Annotated in this window: 11 protein-coding genes; 2 read left to right on the forward strand and 9 right to left on the reverse strand. The window is 54.1% G+C overall.

Annotated features, from left to right (window positions below):
* Position 1: 1 nt before the first annotated feature.
* From AC3WQH_RS10230 to AC3WQH_RS10245, 4 genes are all read right to left on the reverse strand, one after another.
* A complete protein-coding gene (locus tag AC3WQH_RS10230; protein WP_492332018.1) occupies positions 2–895 on the reverse strand; it encodes an ABC transporter permease in 894 nt (297 codons plus the stop codon).
* Complete coding sequence (locus AC3WQH_RS10235; RefSeq protein WP_221842450.1) at positions 892–1,818, reverse strand: ABC transporter ATP-binding protein; 927 nt, start codon at positions 1,816–1,818, stop codon at positions 892–894. Before AC3WQH_RS10235 ends, AC3WQH_RS10230 begins: the two co-directional genes overlap by 4 nt.
* Entirely contained in the window at positions 1,815–4,187 is a 2,373-nt protein-coding gene (locus AC3WQH_RS10240) for a DUF8815 domain-containing protein (protein ID WP_025848278.1), read from the reverse strand. The genes AC3WQH_RS10235 and AC3WQH_RS10240 overlap by 4 nt, the downstream gene beginning before the upstream one ends.
* 166 nt (positions 4,188–4,353) lie before the next feature.
* Positions 4,354–5,355, reverse strand: coding sequence for a proline dehydrogenase family protein (locus AC3WQH_RS10245; protein WP_238501544.1), 1,002 nt, complete (start codon positions 5,353–5,355; stop codon positions 4,354–4,356).
* A gap of 126 nt (positions 5,356–5,481) precedes the next feature.
* Here AC3WQH_RS10245 and pdxR point away from each other — a divergent pair, with 126 nt between their 5' ends.
* Positions 5,482–6,897, forward strand: a complete 1,416-nt coding sequence (pdxR, locus tag AC3WQH_RS10250; protein WP_492332019.1) for a MocR-like pyridoxine biosynthesis transcription factor PdxR — start codon at positions 5,482–5,484, stop codon at positions 6,895–6,897.
* A gap of 577 nt (positions 6,898–7,474) precedes the next feature.
* On the opposite strand, the gene AC3WQH_RS10255 is transcribed toward pdxR, so the two are convergent.
* The 4 genes from AC3WQH_RS10255 to AC3WQH_RS10270 all read right to left on the reverse strand — a co-directional run bounded on the left by AC3WQH_RS10255 (position 7,475) and on the right by AC3WQH_RS10270 (position 11,827).
* Positions 7,475–8,029 carry a glycerol-3-phosphate responsive antiterminator gene (locus tag AC3WQH_RS10255; RefSeq protein WP_005830658.1) on the reverse strand — a complete coding sequence of 185 codons (555 nt, stop codon included), beginning with the start codon at positions 8,027–8,029 and terminating at the stop codon, positions 7,475–7,477.
* A 13-nt stretch (positions 8,030–8,042) separates the two neighbouring features.
* The gene (locus AC3WQH_RS10260; protein ID WP_005830656.1) at positions 8,043–9,710 is read right to left on the reverse strand and encodes a glycerol-3-phosphate dehydrogenase/oxidase; all 1,668 of its coding nucleotides are present in this window, start codon (positions 9,708–9,710) and stop codon (positions 8,043–8,045) included.
* A gap of 164 nt (positions 9,711–9,874) precedes the next feature.
* Positions 9,875–11,374 carry a glycerol kinase GlpK gene (glpK, locus tag AC3WQH_RS10265; RefSeq protein ID WP_005830655.1) on the reverse strand — a complete coding sequence of 500 codons (1,500 nt, stop codon included), beginning with the start codon at positions 11,372–11,374 and terminating at the stop codon, positions 9,875–9,877.
* Positions 11,375–11,668: 294 nt separating this feature from the next.
* Positions 11,669–11,827 carry a hypothetical protein gene (locus AC3WQH_RS10270; protein WP_005830653.1) on the reverse strand — a complete coding sequence of 53 codons (159 nt, stop codon included), beginning with the start codon at positions 11,825–11,827 and terminating at the stop codon, positions 11,669–11,671.
* Between the two features lie 125 nt (positions 11,828–11,952).
* Here AC3WQH_RS10270 and AC3WQH_RS10275 point away from each other — a divergent pair, with 125 nt between their 5' ends.
* Entirely contained in the window at positions 11,953–12,786 is an 834-nt protein-coding gene (locus AC3WQH_RS10275) for a hypothetical protein (protein ID WP_005830651.1), read from the forward strand.
* A 304-nt stretch (positions 12,787–13,090) separates the two neighbouring features.
* On the opposite strand, the gene AC3WQH_RS10280 is transcribed toward AC3WQH_RS10275, so the two are convergent.
* Positions 13,091–13,945, reverse strand: coding sequence for an MIP/aquaporin family protein (locus AC3WQH_RS10280; protein WP_007782989.1), 855 nt, complete (start codon positions 13,943–13,945; stop codon positions 13,091–13,093).
* Between the last annotated feature and the right edge of the window lie 200 nt (positions 13,946–14,145).

The raw sequence follows: 14,145 nt of genomic DNA on the forward strand, positions 1-14,145 counted from the left end.
CTTACTGCTCCTTTGCGGCCGCTTTGCGCACCCTGCCCCGCACGGGCTGGATGAAGTAAATCGCAAGCAGCAGGCATCCGAGAGTCAGCGCGCCATAGAAGAGGCAGTAGTACCAGAACGGATCAATGCTCGCCCAGAAGCTCTGCTGGTTGGCTATGCCCCGCAAGTCACGGACTGGCCCTTCATCAAAAATGTTCAGCATGGCAAGCACCGGATTGATGCTGTGCAACAGATCGGGCCAGATCGGCATAGGCGCAGAGGCGACCTGATTCATCCGGTTTTGATAGCGAATAAACTCGCGAATGATTTCCGCCAGCACACTGCTCCCGATGGCAATACCGAACGCCATGGCATAGGTGACAACCGTAGCGATTCCCGTGCGCTTGATGAGCGTCGACATGAGCACGCCGATGCTGCCCGCAGCAAACATCGTCACCACATAAAAGCCGAATACCTTGACGAGTTGAAGCGGCGAAACCCCCCCGTACAAAAACACGATGGCGTACAGCGGGATCGTGGCAAAGACAAGAAAGGTCATGAAACTGAGCGAGGCCAGCCATTTTCCCAAAATCAACCGCGTGGCGCTCACATTCGTCGTCAACAGGATGCTCAACGTCTGCCGTTCGCGCTCTCCCGAGATCACGCCGGCCGTCAGTCCCGGAACGACGAAACCGATCATGCCAAGCTGCATGACCGACAGCATCATGAACAGCTCCCGCGTCTCGCCAGGATTGTAGTAGCTGCCGCCGTTGGTCATGAAAAAGATCGCGAGCAAGGTCATGCTTCCGAGCACCAGCAAGTAAAAGAGAATGATCCACGGCGAGCGGTTCGTCCGCATCCGCATTTTCCACTCGTTGAACAGGACAGGGTTGCGCAATCGTCTCAGGACGTTCATGAGCCCACCCCTTTCGTAATTTCCAAAAAGATGTCTTCCAGATCGCCGACCGTTTCATTGAAAGCCGCCACCGGATAGCCTGCGACCGCAAGCTCCCGCAAAAGCTCCACCTGCTGCTCGTCGTTTCCCGCAAAGCTCGCGACCACCCAGCTCCCTTCCCGCGTCACGCTCGTAATCACAGGCATTTCGCGCAGTCGGGTCATCGCTTCCTCGATCCGTCCGGTCAGACGGATGCGCAGCACTCGCTGCTCCTGCATTTTGGCATAAATCTCGTCCACCCGGCCAAACGCCACCAGTGTCCCTTCCTCGATCACTCCGATGACGTCGCACATCTCGGCCAGCTCGGGCAAAATGTGCGAGCTGATAATGATCGTCTTGCCCATGTCGCGCAGCTCTTTCAAAATCTCCCGCAGCTCAATCCGCGCCCGCGGGTCCAGGCCGGAAGCAGGCTCATCCAAGATCAGCACTTCCGGGTTGTGCACAAGCGAACGGGCAAGCCCGAGCCGCTGCTTCATCCCCCGCGACAAAGAGTCGACGTAGGCATCCCGCTTGTGGCTGAGATTGACCAGATCGAGCAGTTGGGGAATGATCTGCTTTCGCTGCGCCGCCGGAATATCGTAGTTCGCTCCGTAAAAATCAAGGTACTCCTCTGCCGTCAAATTGTCGTAGACGCCGAAAAAGTCCGGCATGTAGCCGATCAGCTTGCGCACTTCCTTCGGGTGGCTCGTCACCTCGTAGCCGCCCACGTACGCCTTGCCGCTCGTCGGGGCAAGCAAGGTGGCCAAAATGGACATCGTCGTCGATTTTCCCGCCCCGTTCGGACCGACGAAGCCAAACACCGTGCCTTTTTCAATATCCATTGTCAAGTTCTTCAACGCCTGCATTTTCCCGTAGCTCTTGCACAAATTGCGGATTTGAATCACAGCGGGCTCACCTTCCCTTCCACACTGACGTTCGGAATGCCGATGTGGCGCTGATCGGGCAGTTGATGGGCAAACTTGATGCGCAGCATGCCGTCGGCCGAGACATAGTCAGCGGCCTTGTCGCCTGTCATGACATTGTTGTTGAACGCTTTTTCATACAGATCGTAGGCTTTTGTCTTCCAGTTGTACACTTCTTTGGCAAACGTCGTGTTGTCATCGGACCAGGTGTACAGGTACACGTTGGTAATCGCCAGCTTTTTGCCTTCCTGGCTCAGATTGATGTCAAATGTGATATCTCCTGCCTCGAGACGGTAGCCGTCGCCCTCATCCACTACCGGAACGGAGCTGCCTGCCAGCGTGACGTCAAATGTCCCTGTCGGGTAGTACACATGCCCGTCCTTGGACGGCTGCACCTTCAGCTCCGAAGTGACCAGGGCGATGCTGTCTGTCTTGGCGTTTTCTGGCTGCACGGCGGCATCGACAACCGGCTGGTTGGTCCAGCCCACGATTCTGACGATTTCAGACTGGTTGCCTCTGCGCCCGGTCATTTCCAGCATCTCAATCATGACCTGCTCGCGCGTCCGCTCGTTTTGGAAGGAGCGCATATGCGCAGGCAAGGCCTGCATGGCATACGACTGTCGATGCCCGAATCTCGCCTGTGCGGACGGCTGGAAAGGCAGATTGACCTCTGCGCTCGCCCCCGGAGCCAGCTCCGGTATTTCCTGCAGTTGGCTTCCCGAGAAAATCGTCAGGTCGCGCAGGGCGAATTTGGTCTTGTTCGTGACGGTTCCTTTCAACGTGCCTTCGCTGTAGGACAGATTCGACTCGAAGCTGCCCACATCCGAAATCGTTTGCTCTGTCGCCACCTTGCGCGTCGACCAGAACTCTACGTCGCGGAACTGCACTTCGGTTTGATCGCTTTGGGCGAACGCCCATATTTTCGGAATTTCGTTGGCCCGGTTTCGCTCCAGCACCGGCTGGGTTTGGCCTTGGCCTTTTACGGTCAGGCGGTAATCGCCACTGCTCGGGACAAAAAACGAGGTCACGCTGTTCACTTTTGCTTGTCCGTCGTTTTGCAACTGGACGAAGCCCGTCTGGTGAATCAGCACCCCTTCGCCGCGCTGCATGGCGCCAAACGAGAAAATTCCGATTCCCGTAAGCAGCGACAGCGACGGGACGACGACCCACATGTAGCTTTGCTTGCGCCATGCCCGCAAAATGAAAAACAGGATCGGCCCGGCAATCAGGGCGTACACGCCAAAAAACAGCGCAAACCAACTGACCTCGGGAATTTTCAGGGCCGGATTCATGTCGGCTGCGTCATGCAGCGGCCAGATGCGGTCAAACGATGAAGACTTGTAGTCGTTAAGCGAGGAGCCAAACGCCTTGAGCAAAAGGTCGGACCAGAACCGGCCATTCCCCGCCCAGCTCGCGACAGGCTCTTCCGCGAGGTCGTAGGCGGCGTACAGCACCTTGCCTTCGCCGACGCTGTGGACGGCAAACAGCGGAATCGCTCCTTCGCTGTACAACACTTTGCCTGCCTTCAAAGTACCGCTGCTGACGGTAAACGGTGCCGTCAAGCCGATCGGGTTCGTTTTCTCCGCCTTCATGCTGGCAAGCGTCTTCACACTCGTCACCTGGTTCACTTCTACAGGAGACAGGTCAGCCAGCGCCCCGGCTGTTTTCCGGTACTGGGCGCCCCCTGCCAGAACGAGCTTGCCGCCTGATTTGGTCCAGTCGCGTATCGCCTGAATCTGCTGTTCATTCAACGAGTCCAGTGCGAAGTTGTTCAGCACGAGCATGCTGAGCATTTGCATCTGCGCGCCGGATGTCGGAACATGCTCCGGCTTCATCGGCACTGTTTTGACGTCGTTGGGAAAAGTATCCTTTGGCAGCATCCCCAAAAAATTGGCCGTATCGGCACTTTGCGCCAGCACCCCGATCATCAGGGTGTCGTAGCTGTACCGTCTGCCGCTTACAGGGGCTTTCGCCACGATCTTGTCTTTTTCCATCAGCGCCACGTATGTACTGCTGTCAAGCTCCGAGCCGGGGACCATGATCGTCACCTGCTTGGTCGCGCCTTTGGCAATGGACACTGGCTGGTAATAGGCGACAGAATACTGGTTGTTTCCCCTGTTTCCTGTCGCCACCATCAGGTCGCCTTCCACATCGGTGCCTCCGTTTGTCGCGGTCACCACGACTGGCACCAGCCCCTCTTCCCTGTACACTCCGTCGATCCCCACGCTCACGCCCAACTGGATCGTTCCTTCTGCCAGGGCGATTGCTCCCGGGTGGGCGTGTCCCCACACCAGCAGCAGGAGGAGCGTACACGTGGAAAGAAGCCATCGTTTGCACTTCGCCGTTTTCATTCGCTTAAAACCTCCATGGTCTATTCGTTTGCAGCTCATTCGCCTTTTTACTACACGTATAGACGTTTGGGGCAGACAAAAAGCTACAGTTTATTTTGAAAAGGAGAGCGATTGCGTAAAGGCCGGCGCAAAAGCAAAAGGCCGCCAAACCGAAAACCACCTCACGCTAGGCGAGGTGGCTGGGGCAAACGGCTTCGGTTTCTTCGGTAACGTCATAGCTCGCGTCGTCAATCCGCGACGGGTCAAACATGTCGGCGATCGCCTGGTGCACGTGCGGCGGATATTCGGCGAGGCGGTGGCAAAGGTACAAGTACCACTCGGTTCCGTACGTCAAGTACAGCCGGACAGGCACGCCCCGTTTGCGCAAGTCCCGGGCCAGCTCGGGCCGCACGCCGTAGAGCAGCTCCGCCTCCACTTGCGGACACTGCCAATACCCGCGCTCGTTCAGCACGTCGACCAGCGCCTGGTCGTGCGTCGCCAGAGCGCATTCGTGACCAGCCTCCACACACATGTCCGCGAGCAGCAAATACCGCTCGTTCAGCTCGGTGGACCTCGCCAGCGCCAGCTCCGGCGGCTCCTGAAACGCGCCTTTGACCAGGCGGATTTTGCCCGGCAGATGCAGCAGGCGCTTCAGATCAGCCACGGAACGGTGCAGATGGGCCTGGAGCGTAATCCCGATATTGTCGTGCCGCTCCGTCAACCGCTCGTACATCTGCAAAATCGCCTCGGTCTTCGCTGACTCCTCCATGCTAATCATCAAATACTGCCCGTGCGCCTTGGCGCATTCCGCCATCTCCGCCACATGCTCAAACGCTGTCTTCGGCTGAAACAACAGCCCCAGATGCGACAGATCAAACGAGATGTTGGCCATAGTGTCCAGCCGGGAGCAGTCTGTGGCAAGTTGCAAAAATTCCTGCTTGACGAGCTGCGCCTCTCCTCGGTCCATCGTATTTTCGCCGATGTGCTCGACGGAGAGCAAATAGCCGCTTTGCTTCAGCCTGGCCGCGACACGCATCGCGTCTTCGCGCGTCTCTCCCGTCACGTAGCGCTTTGCTGCGGCCAACAGCATCCGGTACAGCTTGGGCGTGTTCTGTACAAACTCTTTCATGCCCGCATCCCGGGCGATCGCTTTCAATACATGGGCGGTCATCTTTTCCTGATCGGTCAAGGCTCTCTCTCCTTTGGCTGGGGGATTTTCTTCTCTTCTCTCACCCTACCATGGTAAGCTTGTGTCGATCAGATCCAGTTTGCTGTTGTTTTGACAGAACCAGTTGTACAAGGAGGCCCGCTCGCCTTGCTGTGGATTGACATTGATCGGGACAAGCCGATTCCTTTGACCAGACAGCTTTATTCTGAATTTCGCGACAAAATACTGCGCGGCGAGTGGACCGCCGGCTTCAAGCTGCCTTCCACCCGCAAAATGGCGCAGGAGCTGCGCATATCCAGAAACGTCGTCATCGAAGCCTACGACCAGCTTTTTGCCGAAGGGTATATCGAGAGCAGGCAAGGCTCCGGCTACTTCGTTGCCCCCGGCATTTATCTGGAGCAGTTCGCTCGCGGCACAGACCTCCCGCAACCCTCGCCTGGCGATCAGCCAGAGGAACTCATTGATTTTCGTTCCGGTGTGCCTGACCTGGAACATTTTCCGCGCAGCCTGTGGGGCAAAACAGTCCAACGGGTCTGCCAGGACGCCCCTTTGTCGGCATTCGGCTACAATCGGCCGGAGGGCCGCGCCGAGCTGCGCGATGTGCTCAGCCGCTATCTGTATCGGACGCGCGGCGTGCAGTGCGCGCCGGAGCGAATCGTTATAACCTCCGGCGCTACCCAGGCGCTCATGCTGATCGCCAAAGTGTTGCTTGCGCCTGAAAGCCGCGTGCTCATTGAAGACCCGATCACGCAGGACATCCAGATGATTTTCGCGTCGACGGGAGCCAGGCTCTGTCCGGTTCCGGTCGACGCCTGCGGAATGGCTATGGACAAGCTGTCCGCTACGCCGGTCAACGCCGCCCCCAGCTTTGTGTTCGTGACGCCCTCCCACCAGTTTCCGCTCGGAACCACGCTGACGATCCAGCGCCGAATCCAGTTGATTCAGTACGCGCGCTCGGTCGATTGCTACATCGTCGAGGACGACTACGACAGCGAGTTCCGCTACGAGAGTCCGCCGATCAGCTCGATTCAGGGGCTTGCTCCCGAACGGGTCATCTACATCGGCTCCTTCAGCAAAATTTTGTCGCCCGGTCTGCGGCTCGCCTACCTCGTCCTGCCGGAAGCTCTGGTGGAGCGCTACCAAAAAGCGAAATGGCTGACCGACCTGCATACGCCTTCCATCGACCAGTTGGCGCTTGCCCGCTTCATCGAGGAAGGCCATCTGGAAAAGTACGTCACCCGGATGAAAAAGCTGTACAAAAAGCGCCGCCAATGCCTGACCGACGCCTTGCGCGACACGTTTGGCGATCAGGTCGCCATCTGGGGCGAGGCCGCCGGGCTGCATATCGTCGCTGCTTTTTCGCACGTCCGGTTCACGCCGGATGTTGTGGCTGCGCTGGAAGCAGCAGGCGTGCGCGTCTATCCGGTGGAGGAGCACACGATTGCAAAAGGCAGGCACGCGGACAAGATCGTGCTCGGGTACGGCAATGTTGGCGAGGAAAAAATCGCGGAAGGGGTCGCGCGGCTGGAAAAAGGGTTGGCGCTGCACGGCATGCATGGCTGAGCCGCCGTCTGTGCCTCGCAAGCCGACTTTCCTGTTTTCCTGTCAGCGCGCGCACGACAAACAAGAGCCAAACTCCTTTATGTCAGGAGATTTGGCTCTTTTCTCTATCGTTTTTGCCTGCACTTACGCATTATCAAGAGATTACCAATGACGACGTCCGCAGCACTGAGGCGGACAATGCCGACAGTGATCGGGGCATCTCCGTCTGCGATTCCAGTCTTGCCCTCTGCCTCTGCCGTGATCCCGGCCTGGCGGGCGTTGTCCATCCCGCTGCGAAGGATAGTAGGAAGAGTGTCCATACGAAGAAGAAGAGTTCGATGACGTCCAGTTTGAGCTTGGATAATACATGCTGTCGCCTTCTTTCCTCATTGATTTTTGATGACTATATGTATATATGCAGGGGTGCATTCACCCGCATAGACTAGTATCTTGCGCAAGGGAAAATCAGGTGTCTACCTATGTTTTCTATCACTTGCCATCTACCTATTGACGGGATGATGGTCTACAAAAAAATGGAAAAAACCGGAGCATCCCTTTACGGAATGTCCGGCTTTTGACGGTGTTCGTCGCGGTTTTCCTACGATTTCGCCCACAGCTCTCTGCGCGAGGTGGTGACAGAGGTAGCACCCGCCTGCAGAGCCCGATCCACGTCTTCCTTCGTACGGATGAAGCCGCCTGCAATGACCGGAATCTTCGTCCGTTCGGTAATCTCCTCGATCAGATGCGGAATAATCCCCGGCAGCACCTCGACGTAGTCGGGTTTTGTCCGCTCCAGTTGCGTCAGGCTGCTGTCCAGCGCCATCGTGTCGATGAGAAAAAGACGTTGGATGGAAATCAGCCCTTTTTTCTTCGCGGCCAAGATCACACTGTTTCTCGTCGTGATGATTCCGTCAGGCTTTACTTCCTGTGCAAGAAAATCCATCGCGTACTCATCCGACTTCAAACCGTCGATGAGATCGGCGTGAATCAGCAGCTTTTTCCCAAACGCCCGCGCGCGTTTGCCCAGCGGCTTGACTTGGGCGATATGGGCATTCAGCAAAATAATGCGCTCGTAGCACGTCTCCATCAGTTCATCAAATTCCTTCAGTGTTCGCGCAGCCGGAAGAATAGGCTGATTAATCTGGTTGGCCAATCAGGAGTCACCCCTATAGAAATGTTTTGGCAAGATGGTATTCCTCGGCAAAAGCTTTCCATTCACGGTCTTTGCGCTCTGCATCCCAATGCAGCTCTTTGGCAAGCTCATCCATTACCCGCGGATATACGGCTTCCAGCGAGTCTCGTTCAAAAAACAGTCGGCCGGTGCGGCGAATCAAAAAGTCGCTCGCGGTCATGACCATTTCTTCATCCAGTGCGTAATGCAGCTCGGCCAAAAGCAGTGCCTCTGCCGCCGTCTGCGTCTGGTCTTGCTCCATATATTCCAGACACTTCGTTACTATTTTTTCGCTGTTGCTGCCAAACTTTCCTACAAGCACGCGAATTTGTTCTTCGCCGATGCCCGCTGCGCCAAGCCGCTCCGCCTGCTTTTTCACATAGGCAGGGATCATGCTGGCAGAGGCGAAGTTGCCGCCAGCAAGCACGATCTTGTCCGTCTGACAAGGCTTGAACGATCTGCCTTCTTCTTCTGCAAGCTGTTTGGCCACGACGTCGACGATGCGCTCCGCCATCTTGCGGAAGCCCGTCAGCTTGCCGCCCGCAATCGTAATCAGCCCGCTTTTGGAGTAAAAAATCTCATCCTTGCGCGATAGCTCGGACGGGGATTTGCCGTCCTCGTGAATGAGCGGCCGCAGCCCTGCCCAGCTCGAGCTGACATCCTGCTCGGTCAGCTTTACGGTCGGGAACATTTCGTTGGCGGCCCGCAGCACGTATTCCATATCTTCGCGAGTCACGGTCGGCCGCTCCAGCACGCCCTGGTAGTTCGTGTCGGTCGTGCCGATATACGTACTGTTATTTCGCGGAATCGCGAACAGCATGCGCCCGTCGGATACGTCGAAGTAAACGGACTGCTTGAGCGGCAGCCGGTTGTACGGAACGACCAGGTGGACACCTTTTGTCAGATGGAGTCTTTTGCCGTACAGCGACTTGTCTTTTTCCCTGAGCTGATCCACCCAAGGACCTGCGGCGTTGACGATTTTTTTGGCGTGCATGGCGTACTCGGTGCCCGTGAGCAAGTCTTTCGCGCGAATCCCTGTCACTTTGCCGTTTTCATACAAAAACTCTGTCGCTTCCGTATAGTTCACGCACAAAGCGCCATGCGAGCGGGCTGTCTTCATGACCTCGATCGTCAGACGGGCATCGTCCGTCCGGTATTCGAAGTAGAGCCCGCCCCCCTTCAAAATATCTGTGCGCAACAGCGGCTCTGCCTCCATCGTCTGCTTTTTGTTCAGCATGATGCGGCGCTCTTTGCGCTCGACTCCGGCCAACACGTCGTAAATGTACAACCCGATGGAGGTAGCGAGCTTGCCGTACGTTCCTTTTTCCACAATCGGCAAAATCATTTTTTCCGGAATGACGATGTGCGGAGCGTTGCGGTACAAAATCGCCCGCTCCCTGCCGACTTCCCGCACGAGCTGCACGTCGCCCTGCTTCAAATAGCGCAAGCCTCCGTGGACGAGCTTCGTCGAGCGGCTGCTCGTGCCTGCGGCGAAGTCCTGCTTTTCCACCAGCCCTACGCTCAAACCGCGCGAAGCAGCGTCCAGCGCGATGCCCGCTCCTGTCACACCGCCGCCGATAATCAAAAGATCAAAGCGCTTGCCCGCCATTTCTTCCAAACATGTCTGACGCGTTCTTGCTGACAATGTTCGTTGATTGTTCATTGTTGTGTTCATCCTTTCTTTTCTTTAAAGAAAAAACAAAAAACAGCCAATATCCAAAAGAAGCAACGAAAAATTGTCCATTGCCCTTTTGATACTGGCTGTCTCCACGGTCTCCACAGCAATTTATTAACTTATCTTTACTCTATTCCTCTTTGGCGCAAAAATCAATGCCTAATCTTGTAACCCATCGTCGCTTGCACGGCCTGCTTCCAGCCTTCGTACAGCTCCTCGCGTTTTTGTTCCGGCATATTCGGCACAAACGAGCGCTCCACCACTTTGTTGTGGACGATGTCTTCCTTGCTGTTCCAGTAGCCGACCGCAAGTCCTGCAAGGTAGGCAGCCCCGAGCGCGGTCGTCTCATTGACGCGCGGACGCTCCACCTCTGTCGCCAGGATGTCGGACTGGAACTGCATCAGGAAGTTGTTGGCTACCGCTCCGCCGTCTACGGCCAGCTTTTGCAGCTTGATGCCGGAATCGGCCTCCATCGCCTCCAGCACGTCGCGCGTCTGGTACGCGAGCGATTCCAACGCCGCCCGAATCAGATGGTCCTCTGTCGTGCCGCGAGTCAGGCCGAAAATCGCGCCGCGCGCCTCCATGTCCCAATACGGTGCGCCCAGCCCGACAAACGCCGGAACCATGTAGACACCGTCTGTGCTGTCGACGGCCAGTGCATGCTTTTCCGAATCGGACGACTTCGCCAAAAGTTTCAATCCGTCGCGCAGCCATTGAATCGCCGCTCCCGCCACGAAAATGCTGCCTTCCAGCGCGTACTCCACCTTGCCGTCTACGCCCCAGGCAATCGTGGTCAACAGCCCGTTTTTCGACGCGACTGCTTTTTCCCCTGTGTTCATCAGCATGAAGCATCCGGTTCCGTACGTGTTCTTGGCCGCTCCCTCTGCAAAGCACGCCTGCCCGAACAAAGCTGCCTGCTGGTCTCCGGCGATCCCGGCAATCGGAATTTGCACCTGGAACACTTTTTCATCGGTATAGCCGTACAGCTCGCTGGATGGGCAGACGCGCGGCAGCATGCTTTTCGGAACTTGCAGCATGGAAAGCAGCTCCCCGTCCCACTCCAAGGTGTGGATGTTGAACAGCAACGTGCGCGAAGCATTGGAATAGTCTGTCACATGGACGCTGCCGTTCGTCAGCTTCCAAATCAGCCACGTGTCGATCGTTCCGAACAACAGGTCGCCTCGCTCTGCTTTTTCCCGAGCGCCTTCTACGTGGTCGAGCATCCATTTGACCTTCGTCCCGGAAAAATAAGCGTCGATCAAAAGGCCGGTCTTCTCGCGCACCGTCTGCTCATAGCCCTGCTCTTTCAACTCGTTGCAAATATCAATGGTCTGTCTGCTCTGCCAGACGATTGCATTGTAGATCGGCTTTCCGGTGTGGCGATCCCAGACGACGGTCGTCTCGCGCTGGTTGGTGATGCCGATGCCCGCGATTTGCTCCGGCTTCACGTGGTTCTCCAGCAAAACCGCCTTCAGCACTTCCAACTGGGACTCCCAAATTTCCTCGGCGTTGTGCTCTACCCAGCCTGGCTTGGGGTAAATTTGCGTAAATTCTTTTTGGGCCACCCCGATGATCGCGCCGGATTTATCGAATAAAATCGCACGGGAGCTTGTTGTTCCCTGGTCGAGCGAGAGCATGTATTTGTTGTCCATAGCGGCTGTTCCTCCGTATTCTGTATTATAAAAACTGCTTGTAAACTAGGGCTACTATTTCGATTTACAGATATAGCTAGATTACTAGAGAATGTTCTGAAATGTCATACGATAGAATCGTCTGGTACGTGGGCACACAGAGTCCGGCAACTGATTAGTCATGCTCTTACCCAAAATCCCCATAGAAAAAATTGTTAAATTTGGAGACGTTTCCACAAATAAACTATATCGAATAGTGCATACCATTTTTTTACGGAAACACCAATGGATAGGTAACCATTGGAGCGAAACTCCTTATTCTCTTTTTGGCATAAACAAGAGGAGTAGTGTTGCAATTGGCCCGATTAAAAGAGAAAGAAGAAACCAGTTGATAGCAGTTCTATTTTTTCCTTGAGCAATCGCTGCATTTATTAAAGCTAATGATCCCCATCCAACGAGATTCTGTTGTTCCATTGTGAAACTCCTCCTTTCTCCATTGATAATACCACAGGAGGTTTATAGCCCCAACTTTACCTATTATTGACATGAGCTAAAATAATAATTTATCATGGAACTGAATTTAAAAGGAGGTAATTTGGATGAAACTGTTCAAAAGGATTTCTGTTTTTATGGTTGGGCTTTCCCTTGCCGTAGGGACTTTTATCCCCTCTACACATGCCATCAGTGATTATGACAAGCGTTCATATAATCTGAGTGGTACCACAGTATCGTACATTCAAGATACTGTTTACAGCGACACTCAATGCGGTTCTTCCGCAAAAGCTGTTTTTACAGCAACATCACCTTCAAGTCTTACGGAGATCGGTATGGACTATAAAGTATATGGTCTGTTTTATCCAGATCGTGTTGTAGATAGCCAATCCACATTGCTTAAAAATTCCGCTCGTGCATCATTAGTATCTAAAGTTGTTTATGATTTTTATCGGGCGTATGCTGCATACACTTTCAACAAAAACGGGAGCTATTGGAAACCAACTTCAGAAACCTTTAACTGTGCTGAATATAGCTTAAGATCTGCAGAGCAACATCCAAGTAGTTTCACTATCGATGGAATTTCAGAACAAGCTGAATCTTTAGCTACAGATGAATTGGTTGGAAAAACAAATAAACATACAGTCGCTGAATTTTTGTTAGCAGATCAATCGCCTGTATTGGAAGAGTACGGGTTAACTCTTAAAGATTTGAAATTGTCCAAAAAGCCTACAGTAAAGAAAAACGTTAAAAAGTTTGAGGACGTAGAAACGGGAGTAGTATTCGAAAATAACGAAGAATCTACTTTTAAGGTCTTTAATTTCAAACCAATAAAGGGTAAAAAAGATGGGCAAAAGTATGAAATCCTCGCCTACGCAGTTGTTGATGAAACAACAAAAAGGGTAGATAAGGGATTAATAATTAACAAACAAGAAAAATAGGGTTTCATTTTCTTTAAGAAAGCGCTTCTCATACATAAAGAAGCGTTTTCTTATTTCGTCCTTGGCATCGTATTATTCTGATTCAAGATGACCTTGAAGAAATCGCGCTTCAGCTAAACTATCCGGTCTAAAAAGATGTCCTCATTTAGGTCTGGTATGCCCCATTACTATGTTCCTGGAATACGGATGATGATTGGTTGTCTTTCTCGATTTGCCCACCTTGACGTTTTCGCTCTGGTGAAAGTAAATCTTTCACTTGATCTTTATTGGAATTTATTGGGATGGAATCAGGCAAAGCGGCCGCCTATCCATGCGATTGCGAACGCGCGTGATCGGTTACCAGACGTTCTTTGCCGCTCGCTTGGGCAGCATTTGTCTTTTTGCTCGCCATCCCGACTGCCATCGCGATGACCATGAATACGGCCAGGGCCACCACTCCGGTCAGGCTGTGGTCGGTAAACGTCCACTTGTAGAAAAAGGCACCGCACACCGCACCGATGATCGGCCCCACGACGGGAATCCAGGCGTAGCCCCAGTTGGAGTGGCCTTTTCCGTGAATCGGCAGGAGGGCGTGGGCGATTCGCGGCCCGAGGTCACGCGCCGGGTTGATCGCATAGCCCGTCGTTCCGCCGAGAGACAAGCCGATGGCGACAATCAGGAAGCCGACGACAAACGGATTCAATCCTTCTGCAAATTTATTCGCACCGATGGCCAGAAGACCAAGCACCAGGAAAAACGTACCTAAAATTTCACTGAACAAGTTGGCAACTGTATGTGGAATCGCTGGTCCGGTTGCGAATACCCCCAATTTTGCTGCCGGGTCGTCTGTCTCGCGCCAGTGCGGATAGTAAAAAATCCAGACAAACGTCGCACCCATAAATGCACCGACAAATTGCGCCAACACGTAGCCCGGCACCTGCTCCCACGCAAACTGCCCGATGCTCGCCAGCGCAATCGTGAGCGCAGGATTCAGATGCGCGCCGCTGATGCTGCCAACTGCGTATGCACCGCACGCTACGGCAAGCCCCCAGCCGAGTGTAATGACGATCCAGCCGCCATTTTGCGAGTATGCTTTTTTCAGGTTTTGGCCTGCGCATACCCCTGCCCCCAAAATAATCAGGATCATTGTCCCGACCAATTCTCCTACGTAAGCAGACATGTCCTTACCCCCTTTTTTGAAAAACGACCATGTAAACCAGCCGAAAAATCGCAATGAAACCGTTTTCTAAAGCGCTTACATTTCACCCAACTCCTTTTTGTTTTTTTGTGGAGAAAACAAAAAAGCCAATACTCGCAAAAACGCAGGGCGCTGCCCTCTTTTTGCAAATATTAGCTGATCTCCCAATCTCCACAGCACTA

This window comes from Brevibacillus sp. FW301-21C12A (assembly GCF_058788915.1).

Coding starts and splice junctions, on each gene's coding strand:
- AC3WQH_RS10230 (WP_492332018.1), bottom strand. CDS start 895: ATGAACGTCCTGAGACGATTGCGCAACCCTGTCCTGTTCAACGAGTGG.
- AC3WQH_RS10240 (WP_025848278.1), bottom strand. CDS start 4,187: ATGAAAACGGCGAAGTGCAAACGATGGCTTCTTTCCACGTGTACGCTC.
- AC3WQH_RS10260 (WP_005830656.1), bottom strand. CDS start 9,710: ATGAACAATCAACGAACATTGTCAGCAAGAACGCGTCAGACATGTTTG.
- glpK (WP_005830655.1), bottom strand. CDS start 11,374: ATGGACAACAAATACATGCTCTCGCTCGACCAGGGAACAACAAGCTCC.
- AC3WQH_RS10270 (WP_005830653.1), bottom strand. CDS start 11,827: ATGGAACAACAGAATCTCGTTGGATGGGGATCATTAGCTTTAATAAAT.
- AC3WQH_RS10275 (WP_005830651.1), top strand. CDS start 11,953: ATGAAACTGTTCAAAAGGATTTCTGTTTTTATGGTTGGGCTTTCCCTT.
- AC3WQH_RS10280 (WP_007782989.1), bottom strand. CDS start 13,945: ATGTCTGCTTACGTAGGAGAATTGGTCGGGACAATGATCCTGATTATT.